We start from the raw sequence: 19129 nt of genomic DNA on the forward strand, positions 1-19129 counted from the left end.
CTGTACAACTATTAATTTTTGCCAAATCTGTGGGAGTTAACAAGAATGGCGAGTATCGAAACAGCACTGGCTGAGATAAAACGCGGTATAGACGAATTGCTACCGGAAGAAGAACTGATTGAAAAGTTGAAAGAGAACCGACCTCTGCGTATCAAGTTAGGTGCGGATCCAACGGCTCCAGATATACACCTTGGGCATACGGTCATCTTAAACAAACTACGCCAGTTCCAAGAATTAGGCCACGATGTCACATTTTTGATCGGTGATTTTACTGGTATGGTTGGTGACCCGTCTGGTAAAAATACAACACGACCGCCATTGACTCGCGAAGATGTGTTAGCGAATGCAGAGACCTATAAGCAACAAGTGTTTAAGATACTTGATCCTGCTAAAACCAAAATCCAGTTTAACTCTGAATGGCTATCTGAACTTGGTGCGGAAGGAATGATTCGTTTAGCGTCAAACCAGACTGTTGCTCGAATGTTAGAGCGCGATGACTTTAAAAAACGTTATTCGAACAACCAGCCTATAGCGATACATGAATTTATGTATCCACTGCTTCAAGGATACGACTCCGTTGCAATGGAGACGGATGTTGAATTAGGTGGTTCGGACCAAAGGTTTAACCTGCTAATGGGCCGTGAATTGCAAAAATCAAACGGTCAGAAGCCGCAGTGTGTACTCACGATGCCACTTCTTGTTGGTCTTGATGGCGAAAAGAAAATGTCTAAGTCGGCTCACAACTACATTGGTGTCAGTGATGCACCTAATGATATGTTCGGCAAACTCATGTCTATATCGGATGTATTAATGTGGAGCTATTATGAACTATTATCATTCCGCCCATTGGCTGAGATAGAACAACTTAAGGCTGATGTTGAAGCTGGAAAAAACCCGCGTGATGTTAAAATACTTCTAGCGAAAGAAATCATTGCCCGTTTCCATACGGAAGCAGACGCAGAAGCGGCAGAGCAAGAATTTATAAACCGTTTCCAAAAAGGTGCAATGCCAGATGAAATGCCTGAGTTTGAGTTTGAAGCAGGCATTGCCATCGGTAATTTACTTAAAGAAGCAGGGTTAGTGAATTCAACATCAGATGCCATGCGTATGATTCGCCAAGGTGCGGCTAAACTTGACGGTAATAAAATTGAAGATACAAAACTCGTACCTGAAGCGGGGACGGCAGTGTATCAAGTAGGCAAACGGAAGTTTGCTCGCGTAACATTAAGCTAGTGAATGCTTGATGAACATAACTAAGAGGCGCTTTTATAGCGCCTTTTTTACATCAATTTTTCGTGCAAAAGTGTTCACTTATGGATAGAATACGCTCGCTGCAAATCGCAGTAACCTTGGAGATTTTTATGAACAATACCGACCATCCTCCTAGTATCAAGGGAGAAAAATAACTGCTTCGGTATTGGCGAACTCCGCTCCTACTCTGCAGTAGGAGGTCCTTTGTTTAACCCCTCTCAATTTTTCTCCAGATATTAATTATATTACCCCATACTGAATGGAAGTAAGGTATCGCTATGCCTGGTTTTCATGGTTTAGTTATGTGGTAATGATGGTCGTCTAGCTAATCGGGAGATTCGCCGTGACGGTAATAAACCATGAATATTTAGATACAACTGCTTCTTTTTCGTATAAAGAAATTGGAGCAGCAAGAAATGCTTTTTTAAAATATGAAGAAGTACAGCAAATTCACCTACTGACAGTCATGCCAATTGAAGAAGCGGTAGCGATTCTTGAGCATTGTACTGTAGGGTACGTACAACATTTAATTCAACAGTTAGAGTTACAAGGTTTTGATAAACAAGCACGACATTATGCGAATAGATTGGGTTTTATACGCTCGGAGGCAGAACCCACCAATGGATATCTTACTACTAGCGTAATTGAACACGTGAAACAACGCGTGGGATGGATAGTGATGCTTGCTCTACTCGGTATAGTGTCTGGTCTTATTATTTCAAAATATGAAGACACATTGAGTCAGTTGGTATTGTTAGCGATATACATGCCAGTTATTGCCGCAGCGGGCGGAAATACAGGCTCACAAGCTGCAACATTGGTGATTAGAGCGCTAGCAACAGGTGAGCTAAAAAAACGACAATGGTTTAAGGTCTTTTTAAAAGAGAGTCGAATCGCGATTTGCTTAGCGTTCGTTGTCGCTGTGGTTATTGTGGCTCGAATTTTACTTTTTAGTGACTCCGTATCTACTGCGGGGTTTGACATCAATGTTATCGCACTGGCTATTGCTATCGCATTGTTTATTCAAGTCACTTTGTCTACAACGCTAGGTGGATTGTTACCCATTTTAGCCAGGGCATGTAAACTGGACCCTGCTGTTTTAGTTAGCCCAGTACTTGCCTCAGTCGTTGATATTACAGGAATGTGGATCTATTTCACTGTAGTGAACTATTTTTTGGGGATAGCTTGATAAGATCTTGATAAAAAGCTTTTTCAAACTTAAAAAGAGGGGAGAGTGAATTTGATTCGCTCTCCTCTTTTTTAGGGAAATAGTCACTGATAAATTGTACGAAGGTAGATTTAGGTTGTCCGTTACCGTTCAATACATAACCTGCCATATTGTAGCTGCCGTAGACCGACCCACTTTTTGCTTGTAATTGCCCTTTGATAGGTACTTGACGCATACTTCGTCTGTATTTCAAGGTGCCAGTCTCGCCTGATTTTGGCAATATTTTAATCACGCCAAGGGTTGATTCATTTTTCCAGATATATTCTAGTATTTTGTTCATATCTTCTGCTGTCATTCTATTGTTTCTTGATAGACCTGATCCATCGGCGAATTGAGAAGCGCTTAAATTGATACGGCTATTTGAGAAAATGATTTGTTTGATAGCTTCAGTACCATTATTGAAACTGCCCGGTTGGGAGTAAAACCGAGCCCCAAGCGTTTTAGTAATATTGTCAGCAATGAGATTGTTAGAGCTCTTTAACATCGACTCCACTAAATCATTTAATGGAGCCGATAAATGAGTCGCGATCGGTGTGCCTTGAATATCATTGCGTGAAGCAATGTTGCCACTGAAAGAAATACGATGTTTAGCCAGTAAATTTTTTATTATTGAAGAGGTATATTCTTGGGTGTCTTGTACTGCGAATTTTAGCGGTAATGGTTTTTTTTGACTTATTAAACAACCAGATAAGTGATAGTTATTGTTATCTGAAGTGAGCAACTCCAGTTGACATTGTCTCTCTTTTTGAACCTCTTTAGTGACGGTGATTACGTCATTTGTAACAATAATTGGTTGATGTTCTGGTACGTGAGCTCGAGTTGAACCATCACTGTTAGTATAAATAGAGGCTTGTACGCAGTTACCGTCGAGAGTTATTGCACTCGAGGGGGCACTATAGCAAACGCCTAAAATGTCCCACGGCCAACCGACAGCTCTTTCATACCCAGTGAAAATACTATCATTTAACCAAATGTTACCCTCGATACTCTTAATGCCTTGATTAGATGCCTGTTTAAACAAGTTATCTAAATCTTGCGTTTTTAGTGTGGGATCACCTGAAAAACGTATGACGATATCTTTGTTTTTTTGCTCTAATTGAGTTTCGAATCTGAAATCGTCACCTAGCTCCAATTTGGCTGCTAAGGCGGTTATGATTTTAAGTGTGCTGGCTGGTGGGAAGAGCTGTTTAGTATTGATAGATAAAGCTGTTTCTGTCGGATTTTTTACTAACAGGCTGACACGACTACCTGTAGGTAAGCTGTTTATCGGTTCATAAGCGGAAACGTAAAATGAGAAACCAATACAAAGAAATGTAATAAATACGCGCATAGTCACCGAACCGAAGGTACCAAAGGAATTTTAGTATATAGATTAAAAAAAACGCCTGCTATCAAAAGCAGGCGTTTCTTAATATTTGATACGATTTGTAAATCCTAAAATGGATTAGAAGTCGTAGCGTAGACCTAGAGCTAGTTCGTCTTCAGCGCCAACTTTACCAACAGTACCTGTTCCTAGTTGATCGTTTTCATCAAGAAGGTTGAAGTTGTATGAGATGTAAGTGCGGAAGTTCGGCTTGAAGTAATACGTTGCATCGATAGCTACGTTATCAGCAGAAGTATGGTTACCTGTTTCTGCGTTATTGTATGTCGTTGTGAATACAACTTGATCCAACTTGTACGCTGCTGCTAGCTCGTAACCAGTATAATCTTGGATGCCAGAGAAGTTGGTCATATTACCTGAAGTTGCTTCATATTGGTTGTCGAAATCTTTTTCGCCGTCTGTGAAGTTACCAGCTACGTAGAAAGAACCAATTTTGTATGATGCAGCAAGCATGTACTCGTTATTTTTGTCTTGGTCTGCGTAACCAGCACCTAAAGCAAGGCCTGTATCAGCAACAGTGTAGATAGCTGATAGAGAGTAGCCGTCTTGGTCATTGTCTTTATAAGCACTATCTACGCCATCTTTTTCAGAATCAGCAAAACGATAACTTGCTTTAACGGCTAGGTCAGAGAAAGCACCTTTGTAAGAAACCATGTTATTTGCACGGTCAGCAGCGTTGATTTTGTCTGCTGCACTGTTGCCGTGGTAAGCCATGATATCAGTAAAGTCAGTGATAACGCCTAGAGCACCATCGTTTTTACCATAAGTGATTTCACCAAAAGCACCACCAAATCCAGCGTAAGCATAACGGTTAGTAATGGAGTCACTGTCTGAGTCAGTTGGGCCGCCATTGTCCGAAGAAGTGAATTCACCTTCGTAGAAACCAACACCGTAGAAATCGTCAGTAATTTGAGTCTTGCCTAAGAAGTTTAAACGAACACGAGATTTGTCTTCAGCAGTGCCGTCTTTAACTGACATACGTGCTTCAGCACGACCGCCAATTTCTAATGTGTTGCCATTAGCACTATAAACGGTTGTTCCGTCAATTGAACCAGCTTGCTTGCCGTCAGCTGAAGCGAATGCGCCTGTTGAAATGGTTACTGCAGATACTGCTAAAGCTAAAATTGTCTTATTCATTTTTGATTATTCCTAATCTAACAATTATTTAAGGGGAAAATAATTTTTCGGTTTAAACGTAGATCTTATACAGCACCTAACTAGAAGCTTAGATTTTGTATAAATTCCAAATTGTTGTGTTTCCTCGTGAACAAATTTGTACCGTGTAAGTTCCCCAACGCGTTAGTAAAATGATATAAAACTCACAATCGAACATTGTGCATTTAAGTTTAAGTTTTTGTTTTGTATATTTTAATTGGTGTTTTTTCTATTTAGGTGAATTGCGAAAATGATGATGATTTTTAGGTTTTTTTATATGCCTTCAGGTGTGAATTTAGGCTGTGATACATATAATTGCTGTCTAGTTTTGTTTTTGTGATACAAAACGTGAATATAGATGATTAATCACTAATCTTTGTTTACACTAAACGAAATTGAATTGTAACTAGACCCACTCAGCCCATGTTGAGAGGGTTTGTTTTGTCCAAAGCTAACTTTGGTCTTAGAGGTTTATAATGGAAAAAGTCCCAATGACTTTACGTGGCGAACAGAAGCTACGTGAAGAGTTAGAAGTGTTATTAAAGCGCCGTCCACTTATTTCTGCTGCAATTGCAGAGGCTCGTGAACTCGGTGACTTGAAAGAAAATGCGGAATATCATGCTGCTCGTGAAGAGCAAGGCATTTGTGAAGCACAGATTAGAGATATCGAATATAAGCTATCTGTAGCGCAGGTTATTGATGTGACGAAAATGGAAAATACGGGTAAAATTATTTTCGGCACTACAGTGACGTTGATTGATATGGATACCGATGAAGAAGCAAGGTATCAGATTGTTGGCGAAGATGAGGCGAATATTAAAGCTGGCCGTATCTCTGTAAGTTCACCAATTGCTCGTGGTCTTATTGGTAAGTTGGAAGGCGACGAAGTTATAATCTCGACTCCTGGTGGAGATAAAGATTACGAAATTGATAAAGTTGAATATATCTAACGGTTTTTCGTCAGGTAGATAATTGAAAAGGTCGCAGTTGCGACCTTTTTTATTAGTGGTAATAGCTAGTTTGGCTATTTACTTACGTGGTATCTCAATTTTTCTCTGTTCAGATTGACGATAAAGTACTAAAACTTTACCTATCGTCTGAACTTTTTCAGCTTTAGTTTCGCGAACAATCGCATCAATAATAAGTTGTTTTGTGTCTCTGTCTTCTGACGCAACTTTAATTTTGATTAATTCGTGGTGATCAAGAGCCAGTTCGATTTCAGCTAGTACAGCCTCGGTTAATCCATTTGCGCCCATTAGCACAACGGGTTTTAAGTTGTGTGCTAGGCCTTTAAGGTGCTGTTTTTGCTTGGTGCTTAGATTCATTACGTGGCCAATTATGTTAGTTGTTAAAAGTGCCCAACTTTCAAATATCAAAAAAAGCATGATAATTTATGAAAGTTAAACGGATTCGGGGTTGAAAAACCGTATTTTAACGCCATCTAATCACGAAGACTAATTTTTCTACCATACTTATTTGGTAATTTGTCTAAATCTACTAGGAATAGAATGAGTAAACAGAAACATTCAGCAAGTTCAGGACGTTGGCTTAAAGAACACTTCGATGACAAATATGTTAATGAAGCAAAGAAAAAAGGTTATCGTTCCCGTGCTATCTTTAAGATTGAAGAAATTCAAGAAAAAGACAAATTGCTTAAACAGGGTATGTCGGTTGTTGACTTAGGTGCTGCTCCAGGAGGATGGTCTCAATATGCGACTGAAATCGTGGGTGATGCTGGTCAAGTAATAGCTTGTGACATTTTGCCAATGGATTCGATAGCGGGTGTGAGCTTTCTCCAGGGTGACTTTAGAGAAGATTCAGTTTTAGAGGCACTTTTAGAGAGAATTCAACCAGATATGGTTGATGTGGTAATGTCTGATATGGCACCTAATATGGCAGGTAACTTGTCAGTTGATCAACCAAGAGCTATGTATTTAGTAGAGCTTGCGCTTGATATGTGTCGACAGGTTCTATCTCCTAATGGTAGTTTTGTTGTTAAAGTTTTCCAAGGTGAAGGCTTTGACCAATACGTGAAAGATGTACGCGACATGTTCCAAGTCGTGAGAATAAGAAAACCAGACTCATCGAGAGCTCGTTCTCGAGAGGTCTACATAGTTGCCACTGGGTATAAAGGTTAACTATTACGCTGTAGCTACGGACAACGATCTGTAGTACTCTACTTTTAATTACAATTAGTTATCGAGAGGCTGACACCTTGAGTGACATGGCAAAAAATTTAATTCTGTGGCTGGTAATCGCTGTTGTCTTGATGTCGGTATTCCAGAGTTTTGGACCTGGTGAAAGTAACGGCAGAACGGTGGACTACACCACATTTGTGCAAGAAGTTGGCCAAGGCCAAATTCGGGAAGCAACATTTAATAATCAAGAAATCGTATTTTATCGTCGCGATAACTCTCGCAACGTTACTTATATGCCTTTCTATGACAATAAGTTGCTTGATGACCTTATAAACCAGAAAGTTAAGGTACAAGGGTCTCCACCTGAAGAGCAAAGCTTGCTTGGCTCTATCTTTATTTCTTGGTTCCCAATGATCCTTCTAATTGGTGTATGGATTTTCTTCATGCGTCAAATGCAAGGTGGCGGTGGCAAAGGCGCTATGTCCTTTGGCAAGAGTAAAGCTCGTATGATGAGCGAAGAGCAAATCAAAACCACATTTGGTGATGTAGCAGGTTGTGACGAAGCCAAAGAAGATGTGAAAGAGCTTGTGGATTATTTACGTGATCCAAGTCGATTCCAAAAGCTGGGTGGCAAAATACCAACGGGTATACTGTTGGTAGGTCCTCCAGGTACAGGTAAGACACTTTTAGCTAAAGCAATTGCTGGTGAAGCTAAGGTTCCATTCTTCACTATTTCAGGTTCTGATTTCGTTGAAATGTTCGTTGGTGTTGGTGCATCTCGTGTGCGTGACATGTTTGAACAAGCGAAAAAGGCCGCGCCTTGTATCATCTTCATCGATGAGATTGATGCAGTGGGTCGTCAACGTGGTGCTGGTGTAGGTGGTGGACACGATGAACGTGAACAGACACTGAACCAAATGCTTGTTGAGATGGATGGATTTGAAGGTAATGAAGGCATCATCGTCATTGCTGCAACAAACCGTCCCGATGTTCTTGACCCTGCGTTGTTACGTCCTGGACGATTTGACCGCCAAGTAATGGTTGGTTTACCAGATGTACGAGGTCGTGAACAGATCCTAAAAGTACATATGCGTAAAGTACCTTTAGCAGGTGATGTAGAACCGTCGCTTATCGCTCGCGGTACACCTGGTTTCTCAGGTGCAGATTTAGCGAACCTTGTTAATGAGGCTGCATTATTTGCTGCTCGTGGCAATAAACGTAATGTATCTATGGTTGAGTTTGAGCTTGCGAAAGATAAAATCATGATGGGCGCAGCGCGTCATTCAATGGTTATGTCTGAAGAATCAAAAGAATCGACAGCCTACCACGAAGCTGGTCATGCTATCGTTGGCCTTTTGGTTGCAGACCATGATCCTGTGTACAAGGTATCAATTATCCCGCGTGGTCGAGCTTTAGGTGTGACAATGTTCTTACCAGAGCAAGATCGCATCAGCATGTCGCGTCTTCAATTAGAGTCGTCTATCGCGACTTTGTATGGTGGACGTCTTGCAGAAGAAATCATTTACGGTATGGATAAAGTATCGACTGGTGCATCTAATGATATCGAACGCGCAACAGATATCGCTCGCAAGATGGTTACGCAGTGGGGTTTCTCTGAAAAACTTGGTCCGCTTCTGTATGCAGAAGAAGAAGGCGAAGTGTTCCTTGGTCGTAGCGTAACTCAGACGAAACATATGTCTGACGATACAGCTAAGTTAATCGATGATGAAGTTCGCTTGATCATTGATAAAAACTACTTACACGCTAAGAAAATTTTAGAAGAAAATATGGATATCATGCATGCAATGAAAGATGCATTGATGAAATATGAAACCATTGATGCTGGTCAGCTTGATGACTTGATGGCTCGCAAAGCTGATATTCGCGAACCACAAGGTTGGACAACTGACTCTGCAGATAAAGTGAAGAAATCTCGCGACGAAGCGAACGCTGCGATTAATGGAAGCGATGACACAGAAGCTAAATCAGAAGAAACTGTCAAACAAGCTCCAGAAGCAAAAGCAGATGAACAAAGTGACGTTGAGAAAGACAACAAATCTGAGTAATTTCTGAATAAATAAAACTAAGACCTCGATATTTTCGGGGTCTTTTTGTATATCAAAACTGCTTAATGATGAAATTAAAATCTAACAACAAAGAACTCTATCTCGATACAACTAAAGTAATGGGCATTTTGAATGTAACGCCTGATTCATTTTCTGATGGAGGCGAGTTCAATGATCTAAATAATGCTTTGTTACGCGCTGAAAAAATGATTGACGCAGGTGTTGCTATTATCGATATCGGTGGTGAATCTACTCGTCCTGGTGCGCCAGATGTGGCTTTAGATGAAGAGCTTGAAAGAACCATCCCTGTCATCAAAGCCATTAGAAAAAAACACGATGTATGGATTTCTATCGATACGAGCAAACCCGAGGTCATGCGTCAAGCGCTTGAAGCTGGCGCTGATATCATCAATGACGTTCGTGCATTAAGTGAACCTGGTGCGATGGAAATCGCGGCTCAATTTAAAGCACCGGTCTGTCTAATGCATATGCAAGGCCAGCCGAGAACGATGCAAATTAACCCTCTCTATAATGATCTTATCGCTGATGTCGGTGATTTTTTGCGCGAAAGAGTAGCAGCTTGTGAAGCGATTGGGATAGCAAGAGAACAGATTATATTGGACCCAGGTTTTGGCTTTGGCAAATCACTACAACATAATTATCAACTTCTTGATAGCCTAGAACACTTCCATCTATTTGGCTTTCCTATACTTGCAGGTATGTCTCGTAAGTCGATGTTGTTTAAATTGTTAGATAAAGAACCGTCAGATACGATGGCAGCGAGTGTCGCTTGTGCAACAATTGCTGCGTTAAAAGGTGCTCAAATTTTAAGAGTACATGATTTTGAAGAAACATTAGACGCACTAAAAATCGTTCAATGTTTAAATGAAAATAAATATAAACAGTAGGATAAACCTATGTCAGAAAGACGTTATTTCGGTACCGATGGTGTACGTGGCAAAGTTGGTCAATTCCCAATTACTCCCGACTTTATATTAAAACTTGGTTGGGCGGCAGGGAGAGTCCTGGCTAAGCAAGGAACCAAACAAGTTATTATTGGTAAAGATCCTCGAATTTCTGGTTATATGCTTGAGTCTGCTTTAGAAGCCGGGCTTGCTGCGGCAGGACTAAACGCAACGCTAACGGGTCCTATGCCTACGCCTGCGATTGCCTATTTAACGCAGACTTTTCGAGCAGAAGCAGGGATTGTAATCTCGGCATCACATAATCCCTATTACGACAATGGTATTAAGTTCTTCTCTTCTGAAGGAATGAAACTACCTGACGATATTGAACTAGCGATTGAAGCTGAGTTAGACAAAGAATTAGTTTGCGTAGAATCCTCTGAGCTTGGAAAAGCGGCTCGACTAGCAGATGCAGCGGGAAGGTACATAGAATTTTGCAAGAGCACTTTTCCTAAAGAACTTAATCTAGCAAAGCTTAAAATCGTGATCGATTGCGCCAATGGTGCGACTTATCATATTGCCCCTTCAGTGTTCAAAGAACTGGGTGCTGAAGTCATAGCAATAGGGGTTGAGCCCAATGGTATTAATATTAATGCTGAAGTTGGCGCGACCGACGTTCGAGCCTTGCAACAGCGTGTAATAGCAGAAAAAGCCGATCTGGGATTAGCATTTGATGGTGATGGCGATCGCATCATCATGGTCGACCATGAAGGTAAAAAGATAGATGGTGACCAAATTGCTTACATTATTGCACGAGACGCCTTGAGACGTGGGGAATTAAAGGGTGGCGTTGTAGGCACATTAATGACTAATTTAGGCATGGAAAATGGTCTAAAGCAGTTAGGTATTCCATTTGTTCGAGCGGCTGTTGGCGACAGATACGTGATGGAACAACTACAACTAAAAGGTTGGTTGATTGGTGCAGAGAACTCTGGACATGTGATTTTGCTTGATAAAGTGACAACCGGTGATGCAATTGTTGCTGCATTGCAAGTTCTTGCTTCGGTTATCGGCAGTGAGATGTCTCTTAAGGAACTTGCAGAGGGCATGACCCTGTACCCGCAAGTATTAGAAAATGTTCGTTTTAGCGGCGACTCAAACCCTTTAGAGGCTCAAGCTGTGATTGTTGCAACAAACGAAGTAGAAGAAGAACTTGGTTCAAAAGGGCGTGTCCTTTTGAGAAAATCAGGTACGGAGCCGTTAATTCGTGTGATGGTTGAAGGTGAAGACGAGCTTCTTGTTAAGGCGTCAGCACTGAAGATTGCAGATGCGGTCAAAGCAAGCTTTGACGCATAATTAACCACTTAGAACTTAAGTGTAAATTTTTACTTGTCAGCCCAATACCAATCCTATAGTATTGCTCGGCCTTCGATATTGGAGGCCGCTAGCTTTGTCTCTGAGTATCTTAGGCGGCGCTGGTTCGACAAATAGTAACATAGGTGGAAAAATGACTACTATTCTACTTGTGATTTACCTGTTGGCTGCTGCTGGTGTAATTGGCCTAGTATTGATTCAACAAGGTAAAGGCGCAGATATGGGGGCCTCTTTCGGTGCCGGTGCTTCAAACACAGTGTTTGGTGCTGGTGGCTCAGGAAATTTCCTAACCCGAATGACTGCAATATGTGCAACTGTATTTTTCGCTGTAGCTCTAGTTTTTGGTAATTTAGCAACGCACCAAACTGAGTCTCAATGGATTGACCCTACGCAAGGTCAAGTAATCCAAGAAGCAGCTACAGACGTACCGAGTGAAATTCCAGCCGAGAAAAGCGGCGACGAAATTCCTCAATAAGAAATATTTTCAAGTGGACCTTGTTTTTTTGTAAGCGATGTTCCTGAAAAGTAAAAAGTTTTTATGCCGAGATGGTGAAATTGGTAGACACGCTAGCATGAGGTGCTAGTGCCTTAGGGTGTGAGGGTTCAAGTCCCTCTCTCGGCACCATTAATTTAAGATTGATAGTAATATCAGGATTAGGTTGATGTAACTTGTAAATCAATCTGTTGAGGGTATAATGCTCGACAGTCGGACGCGGGGTGGAGCAGCTTGGTAGCTCGTCGGGCTCATAACCCGAAGGTCGTCGGTTCAAATCCGGCCCCCGCAACCAATACTCATCGAGTCTGATTTATAAGTTTTCATAGTTAATGGCGATTTACAGAGTCACATTAACTATGAACTAAACGATAACTATATTTAGTTGCTGTTTAGTTATATCAGGGTCCAGCAATAATAAACCCCGACTATATCGGGGTTTTTTATTATCTGTACTTCGCCATTTTGGTTGAAGAGCAGTGTTATTGCTTGGGATTTAGAATGGGCTCTGAGCCCTTTTTTTGTTTCTGGAGTGGTTAAATGACTGGTTTAGAAAGGCAACTAACTGAAATGCTGGAGTCTCCTGTAGGAGCCTCAGGCTACGAATTAGTCGGTCTTGAGTTTATTCGCGCAGGCGAACACTCAACCTTACGTATTTATATTGATAGTGAAAACGGCATTAACGTTGACGATTGTGCTGAAGTAAGCCGTCAAGTAAGTGCGGTACTAGATGTTGAAGATCCAATTTCGGTTGCATACAACTTAGAAGTATCTTCTCCTGGTCTGGAAAGGCCACTTTTTAAAGCAGAACATTATCAACAATTTATTGGTCACGAGGTCAATATTGTTCTCAAAATGGCTATGGGTAACCGCCGTAAATGGAAAGGTGTTATTCAAGCAGTTGAAGGTGAAACGATTGTTATCACCGCTGAAGGACAAAATGAAGAATTTGCATTAAGCAATATTTCTAAAGCTAACCTGATCCCTAAATTTTAAGTCTTGAGAGGCTAGAGTAATGAACAGAGAAATTTTAGCAGTTGTTGAAGCTGTTTCTAACGAGAAAGCTGTTCCTCGTGAGCGTATATTTGAAGCGTTAGAAATTGCATTAGCAACAGCAACGAAGAAAAAACACGAATTAGAAATTGAAGTTCGTGTAGAAATTGACCGTAAAACAGGCAACTTTGATACATACCGTCGTTGGATGGCTGTAGAAGAAGTAGAGAGTCCAACGAAAGAGATCTCTATTGATGCCGCTAAATACGAAGATGAAACTATCGAAATTGGCGGATATATCGAAGATGATATTGAATCCGTTACTTTTGACCGTATTACGACTCAAACTGCTAAACAAGTTATCGTGCAAAAAGTACGTGAAGCTGAGCGTGCACAAGTAGTTGAACAGTTTATCGATAACGAAGGTGAACTTGTTACTGGTGTTGTGAAAAAAGTAAACCGTGAAACTATCATTCTCGATTTAGGTAGCAACGCCGAAGCTGTTATCATGCGTGATGATCAACTTCCTCGTGAAAACTTCCGTCCGGGTGACCGTATTCGTGGTCTTCTATATTCAGTGCGCCCTGAAGCGCGTGGATTTCAGTTGTTCATCACTCGCTCTAAACCTGAGATGTTGACTGAGTTATTCCGTATTGAAGTGCCAGAAATAGCGGAAGAGTTAATTGAACTTAAGGGTGCAGCGCGTGATCCTGGTTCTCGAGCTAAGATCGCAGTAAAAACCAACGACCGTCGTATTGACCCTGTTGGTGCTTGTGTTGGTATGCGTGGTGCACGTGTACAAGCGGTATCTGGTGAACTTGGTGGTGAGCGTATCGATATCGTACTTTGGGACGATAACGCGGCACAATTTGTTATTAACGCAATGGCACCTGCTGACGTCGCATCAATCATTGTTGATGAAGATGCTCACTCAATGGATATTGCTGTTGAAGCGGATAACTTGGCTCAAGCAATTGGTCGTAATGGTCAAAACGTACGTTTAGCTTCTCAACTAACCGGTTGGGAACTTAATGTAATGACTGTCGAAGAGCTACAGAAAAAGCACCAAGAAGAATCCGTTGCTTCTATCGAAAACTTTATGAAGTATCTCGATATAGAGCAAGATTTCGCTGAAATGCTTGTCGAAGAAGGCTTCTCAACATTAGAAGAAGTGGCATACGTACCAGTAAACGAACTACTAGAAGTTTCTGGTCTTGACGAAGATATCGTTGAAGAACTACGTGGCCGTGCAAAAGATGCCTTGACAACATTAGCGCTTGCACAAGAAGAGTCATTCGAAGGCTTAGAACCTGCTGAAGACCTATTAGGTCTAGAAGGTTTAGAGCGCGAATTGGCATTTAAGTTTGCAGCCAAAGGCGTTGCAACATTAGAAGATTTAGCTGAACAAGGCATCGATGACCTAGAGGGTATCGAAGGTTTAACAGAAGAACGAGCTGGCGAACTAATTATGGCTGCTCGTAATATCTGTTGGTTTAGCGACGAAGATTAATTTCAGCAAGGAGGTAGCGCATGACGCAACTTACAGTTAAAGCACTGAGCGAAGAAATCGGCACACCGGTTGAACGCTTGTTAGAACAACTTGCTGATGCCGGTATGAAAAAGACCAGCAACGACAATGTTTCGGATGAGGAGAAAACACACCTTCTTACTCACCTTAAAAAAGAACATGGCGACACATCGGGTGAAACAGAACCTACACGTCTAACTTTACAACGCAAAACTCGCAGCACACTGAGTGTCGCAGCTAGTGGTGGCAAAAGTAAAAATGTGCAGGTTGAAGTACGTAAAAAACGAACTTACGTTAAACGTACAGCAGTAGATGAAGATGCCCAACGTGAAGCTGAAGAAGCTGCGAAACGTGAAGCTGAAGAAGCAGCAATACGTGAAGCAGAAGAGGCAGCTAAACGTGAAGCCGAAGCGAAAGCAAAACGTGAAGAAGAATTAAAACGTGAAGCAGAAGCGAAGGCGAAGCGTGAAGCAGAAGCAAAAGCAAAACGTGAAGCAGAGCCAAAAATGAATCCAGAAGAAAAGATTAAGCAAGAAGCAGCTCAAAAAGAAGCCGATGAGTTAAAACGTCGACAAGAAGAAGAAGCAAAGAAAAAAGCTGAAGAAACAGCGCTTAAACTAGTTGAAGAAGCACGTAAGCTAGCCGAAGAGAATCAAGAGCGCTGGACGGAAGAAGAGAAAAAGAAAAAGGCACAAGAAGAGACAACTGACTATCACGTGACTACATCTACTCACGCTCGTGAAGCGGAAGATGAAGCGGATCGTCAAGCTGCCGCTCCTGGTCCTAACCGTCGTAAGCGTAAGAAAAAAGCACCTGAAAGCAATGAAGCTCAGGGTCGCGGTGGTCGCAACCAACGTGGCAGAGGCCGTAAAGGTAAATTGGCTAAACCGACATCAATGCAGCAACATGGTTTTGATAAATCAGCGACAGTCGCTAAGCAAGATGTTGTTGTTGGTGAAACAATCGTTGTTTCTGAACTAGCAAATAAAATGTCAGTTAAAGGCACTGAAGTCATCAAAACAATGATGAAAATGGGTGCAATGGCAACGATTAACCAAGTTATTGACCAAGAAACTGCAGCTCTAGTTGCGGAAGAAATGGGTCATAAAGTTATCTTACGTAAAGAGAATGAGCTTGAAGAAGCAATTCTTTCTGATCGTGATGGAACTGAAGATGCAGTGCCACGTGCTCCAGTAGTTACTATCATGGGTCACGTTGACCACGGTAAAACATCGACACTTGATTACATTCGTAAGGCTCACGTTGCATCTGGCGAAGCGGGTGGTATTACCCAGCATATCGGTGCTTATCACGTTGAAACTGACAACGGTATGATTACATTCTTGGATACTCCTGGACACGCCGCGTTTACCGCAATGCGTGCTCGTGGTGCTCAAGCAACAGATATTGTTGTACTCGTTGTTGCTGCTGATGATGGTGTTATGCCTCAGACAGTAGAAGCTATTCAGCACGCAAAGGCGGCGGGTGTGCCTCTTATCGTTGCTGTGAATAAGATCGATAAAGAAGGTGCAAACCCAGATAACGTTAAAAACGAACTGGCGCAATATGATGTTATTCCTGAAGAGTGGGGTGGCGAGAACATGTTCGTCCACATCTCAGCTAAACAAGGAACAAATATCGAAGGGTTGCTAGAAACTATCCTTCTTCAATCTGAAGTTCTAGAGTTAACTGCTGTAGCAGATGGTATGGCTTCAGGTGTTGTTGTTGAATCTCGTCTTGATAAGGGACGCGGTCCAGTTGCAACAGTTCTTGTTCAGTCTGGTACTTTGAACAAAGGCGATATCTTACTTTGCGGTCAAGAGTATGGACGTGTTCGTGCAATGCGCGACGAAAACGGTAAAGAAATTATCTCTGCAGGTCCTTCAATTCCTGTTGAAATCATCGGTCTTTCTGGTGTTCCAGCATCAGGCGACGAAGCAACAGTAGTACGTGACGAACGTAAAGCTCGCGAAGTTGCTAACTATCGCCAAGGTAAATTCCGCGAAGTGAAACTAGCACGCCAGCAGAAATCGAAACTAGAGAACATGTTCTCTAACATGGAAGCGGGTGAAGTTGCAGAGCTAAATGTTGTGCTTAAAGCCGACGTTCAGGGTTCTGTTGAAGCTATCACTGATTCACTACACAAACTTTCAACTGAAGAAGTTAAAGTAAGCGTGGTTGGTTCAGGTGTTGGTGGTATCACAGAGACTGATGCTGTACTTGCTGCTGCTTCTAATGCCATCATTCTTGGTTTCAATGTTCGTGCTGATGCTTCTGCTCGCCGTACGATTGAAAACGAAAACTTGGATCTGCGTTACTACTCAATCATTTATCAATTGATTGATGAAGTTAAACAAGCCATGGGCGGTATGCTTGCTCCAGAATTCAGACAAGAAATTATCGGTCTTGCTGAAGTACGTGAAGTATTTAAATCACCTAAACTAGGCGCTATCGCTGGTTGTATGGTTACTGAGGGTGTTATCAAACGTAATGCTCCTATTCGTGTACTACGTGAAAACGTTGTTATATACGAAGGTGAGCTCGAATCTCTGCGTCGCTTTAAAGATGACGTACAAGAAGCTAAAAATGGCTACGAGTGTGGTATTGGCGTTAAGAACTATAATGATGTTCGCGCTGGAGACCAGATTGAAGTATTTGAAACGATTGAGATTAAACGTACTTTAGACTAACAGATATTGACTAACGTTTTTAAAGCGGGTTGTTAAATACACCATGAGGGGCTTTAGCCCCTCATTTTTTCTAAGAGAGAAAAAATGTCAAAAGAATTTAGCCGCACGCAACGCGTGTCGCAACAATTACAAAAAGAGCTCGCGCTAATATTGCAGCGAGAAGTGCGTGATTCACGCATCGGAATGGTAACTATCTCGGATGTTGAAGTGTCTCGTGACCTTGCATATGCGAAAGTTTTTGTTACTTTCTTGTGTGTTGGAGAACAAACACCAGAAAAGAGCCTTGCAGCGTTAAAAGAACATGAAGTTCATGTACGTATGATCTTAGGTAAGAGAATTCGTTTGAGACTCACTCCTGAAGTCCGTTTCACTTACGATAATACCTTGGTTGAAGGTATGCGTATGTCAAACTTGGTAAGTGAAGTGGTTAGTGAAGATAAACGCCGCGCACATGAATCAGGTCGTGAAGAGGAAGAAGAGTAATGGGTCGTAGAGGTCGTCGTAAAGGCCGCCCTGTAGATGGTGTTATTTTACTGGATAAACCAACCGGTATTACTTCGAATGATACGCTTCAGAAAGTAAAAAGAATCTACTTTGCAGAAAAAGCTGGCCACACCGGTGCGCTAGATCCTTTAGCAACGGGTATGTTGCCTATCTGCCTTGGCGAAGCCACGAAGTTTTCTCAGTTTTTACTCGACTCGGATAAGCGTTATCGAGTTATTGCTAAACTCGGCGAAAGAACGAACACATCGGATTCTGATGGAGAAGTTGTTCAGACTCGTGATGTTAAAGTCGATCGAGGTCAATTAGAGCGATGTATTGCGAAGTTTCGTGGTGAAACAGATCAGATCCCATCTATGTTTTCTGCATTGAAATATCAAGGGAAACCTTTGTATGAATATGCAAGAGAAGGGATAGAAGTACCTAGAGAATCGAGAAAGATCACCGTTTACTCTATTGAATTGCTGCGTTTTGAAGGTACTGAAGTTGAAATGGAAGTGCACTGTTCTAAGGGAACGTATATTCGAACAATTGTCGATGATTTGGGTGAAATGCTAAGCTGTGGCGCTCATGTTACCTATCTCCGTCGCACAGGTGTTTCGCACTATCCTTATGAAAAAATGGTGACAATCGAGCAGTTAGAAGAACTGTTAGAGAAAGCTCGCGAGCAAGATATAGCTCCTCGAGAACTACTTGACCCATTACTAATGCCTATGGACTCAGCTGTACAAGATTTACCTGAAGTGAATCTTATACCAGATCTCACACATATGATTCAACATGGCCAACCTGTACAGGTGTTTGGTGCACCGACTGATGGTATTGTGCGGATGACTAGCGGTGAAGAAAAGCTATTTATCGGCATTGGTGAAATAGATGATGATGGTAGAGTAGCTCCAAAGCGCTTGGTTGTTTTTAGGGATGAAGAGAGCTAGGTACTGGATTTTAATTATCCTGCTTTGTTTATCAAATATCGCTTGCGATCATATGCGTGGCAAAGTAACATACGCGCTCTTCGTGCCGGCTGAATCAGAGATTGGCGGCACACTTTATTAACGCAACTCTTATTTAGGAGAGATTTATGTCTCTGAATGCAGAAACAAAAGCAGCTATCGTAGCAGAATATGCACAATCTGAAGGCGACACTGGTTCACCAGAAGTACAAGTAGCACTACTTACTGCTTCTATCAACCACCTTCAAGGTCACTTTGCTAACCACAAACACGACCACCACAGCCGTCGCGGCCTTTTACGTATGGTTTCTAGCCGTCGTAAACTACTAGATTACCTTAAAGGTAAGAACGTAGAGCGTTACCAAGACCTTATCAAACGTCTAGGCTTACGTCGCTAAGATCAGTTTGTTGGAAAAGGGGGCTATTTATAGCCCCCTTTTTTCTTTTCTAAGATTTTTTCCTAGCTTCTACCT

The 19129-nt window shown here is 41.7% G+C and carries 17 protein-coding genes and 2 tRNA genes; 16 read left to right on the forward strand and 3 right to left on the reverse strand.

The features are described from left to right. Positions 1-45: 45 nt before the first annotated feature. Together tyrS and PGX00_RS05090 are read left to right on the forward strand one after the other, a co-directional pair. Positions 46-1233, forward strand: a complete 1188-nt coding sequence (tyrS, locus tag PGX00_RS05085; protein WP_272133444.1) for a tyrosine--tRNA ligase — start codon at positions 46-48, stop codon at positions 1231-1233. Between the two features lie 361 nt (positions 1234-1594). Next, on the forward strand, positions 1595-2440 hold the full coding sequence (locus PGX00_RS05090) for a magnesium transporter (RefSeq protein WP_272133445.1): 846 nt from the start codon (positions 1595-1597) through the stop codon (positions 2438-2440). On the opposite strand, the gene dacB is transcribed toward PGX00_RS05090, so the two are convergent. Then, positions 2406-3809 (reverse strand): serine-type D-Ala-D-Ala carboxypeptidase, encoded by a 1404-nt coding sequence (gene dacB / locus PGX00_RS05095; RefSeq protein WP_272133447.1) that lies wholly within the window; start codon positions 3807-3809, stop codon positions 2406-2408. The two genes, PGX00_RS05090 and dacB, sit on opposite strands and share 35 nt — an antisense overlap. Before the next feature lie 114 nt (positions 3810-3923). Then, a complete protein-coding gene (locus tag PGX00_RS05100; RefSeq protein WP_272133449.1) occupies positions 3924-4997 on the reverse strand; it encodes a porin in 1074 nt (357 codons plus the stop codon). Between the two features lie 494 nt (positions 4998-5491). Here PGX00_RS05100 and greA point away from each other — a divergent pair, with 494 nt between their 5' ends. Next, on the forward strand, positions 5492-5965 hold the full coding sequence (gene greA, locus PGX00_RS05105; protein ID WP_272133450.1) for a transcription elongation factor GreA: 474 nt from the start codon (positions 5492-5494) through the stop codon (positions 5963-5965). Positions 5966-6043: 78 nt separating this feature from the next. On the opposite strand, the gene yhbY is transcribed toward greA, so the two are convergent. Then, positions 6044-6340, reverse strand: a complete 297-nt coding sequence (gene yhbY / locus PGX00_RS05110) for a ribosome assembly RNA-binding protein YhbY (RefSeq protein ID WP_272133451.1) — start codon at positions 6338-6340, stop codon at positions 6044-6046. A gap of 183 nt (positions 6341-6523) precedes the next feature. On the opposite strand from yhbY, the gene rlmE reads away from it, so the two are divergent. From rlmE to rpsO, 13 genes are all read left to right on the forward strand, one after another. Continuing rightward, positions 6524-7153, forward strand: a complete 630-nt coding sequence (gene rlmE / locus PGX00_RS05115; protein WP_272133452.1) for a 23S rRNA (uridine(2552)-2'-O)-methyltransferase RlmE — start codon at positions 6524-6526, stop codon at positions 7151-7153. Between the two features lie 86 nt (positions 7154-7239). Then, on the forward strand, positions 7240-9219 hold the full coding sequence (ftsH, locus tag PGX00_RS05120; protein ID WP_272133454.1) for an ATP-dependent zinc metalloprotease FtsH: 1980 nt from the start codon (positions 7240-7242) through the stop codon (positions 9217-9219). Positions 9220-9287: 68 nt separating this feature from the next. Beyond that, on the forward strand, positions 9288-10127 hold the full coding sequence (gene folP / locus PGX00_RS05125; protein WP_272137937.1) for a dihydropteroate synthase: 840 nt from the start codon (positions 9288-9290) through the stop codon (positions 10125-10127). A gap of 9 nt (positions 10128-10136) precedes the next feature. Further along, a complete protein-coding gene (gene glmM, locus PGX00_RS05130; protein ID WP_272133455.1) occupies positions 10137-11480 on the forward strand; it encodes a phosphoglucosamine mutase in 1344 nt (447 codons plus the stop codon). Between the two features lie 151 nt (positions 11481-11631). Then, positions 11632-11973 (forward strand): preprotein translocase subunit SecG, encoded by a 342-nt coding sequence (secG, locus tag PGX00_RS05135; RefSeq protein WP_272133456.1) that lies wholly within the window; start codon positions 11632-11634, stop codon positions 11971-11973. Positions 11974-12038: 65 nt separating this feature from the next. Further along, positions 12039-12123 (forward strand) — tRNA-Leu (locus PGX00_RS05140). A gap of 86 nt (positions 12124-12209) precedes the next feature. After that, positions 12210-12286: transfer RNA gene (locus PGX00_RS05145), tRNA-Met, on the forward strand. Positions 12287-12531: 245 nt separating this feature from the next. Continuing rightward, a complete protein-coding gene (gene rimP / locus PGX00_RS05150) occupies positions 12532-12987 on the forward strand; it encodes a ribosome maturation factor RimP (protein WP_272133458.1) in 456 nt (151 codons plus the stop codon). Positions 12988-13006: 19 nt separating this feature from the next. Then, on the forward strand, positions 13007-14494 hold the full coding sequence (gene nusA / locus PGX00_RS05155; protein ID WP_272133460.1) for a transcription termination factor NusA: 1488 nt from the start codon (positions 13007-13009) through the stop codon (positions 14492-14494). Positions 14495-14514: 20 nt separating this feature from the next. Beyond that, positions 14515-17202: a translation initiation factor IF-2 gene (gene infB / locus PGX00_RS05160; protein ID WP_272133462.1), complete on the forward strand. Its 2688-nt coding sequence runs from the start codon at positions 14515-14517 to the stop codon at positions 17200-17202. Positions 17203-17286: 84 nt separating this feature from the next. Continuing rightward, positions 17287-17685 (forward strand): 30S ribosome-binding factor RbfA, encoded by a 399-nt coding sequence (gene rbfA, locus PGX00_RS05165; protein WP_272133464.1) that lies wholly within the window; start codon positions 17287-17289, stop codon positions 17683-17685. Next, positions 17685-18638, forward strand: coding sequence for a tRNA pseudouridine(55) synthase TruB (gene truB / locus PGX00_RS05170; RefSeq protein ID WP_272133465.1), 954 nt, complete (start codon positions 17685-17687; stop codon positions 18636-18638). The genes rbfA and truB overlap by 1 nt, the downstream gene beginning before the upstream one ends. A 146-nt stretch (positions 18639-18784) precedes the next feature. Continuing rightward, positions 18785-19054: a 30S ribosomal protein S15 gene (gene rpsO / locus PGX00_RS05175; protein ID WP_272133466.1), complete on the forward strand. Its 270-nt coding sequence runs from the start codon at positions 18785-18787 to the stop codon at positions 19052-19054. Positions 19055-19129 lie beyond the last annotated feature (75 nt).

Origin of the sequence: Vibrio algarum, assembly GCF_028204155.1 — a bacterium.
Classification (GTDB): domain Bacteria; phylum Pseudomonadota; class Gammaproteobacteria; order Enterobacterales; family Vibrionaceae; genus Vibrio; species Vibrio algarum.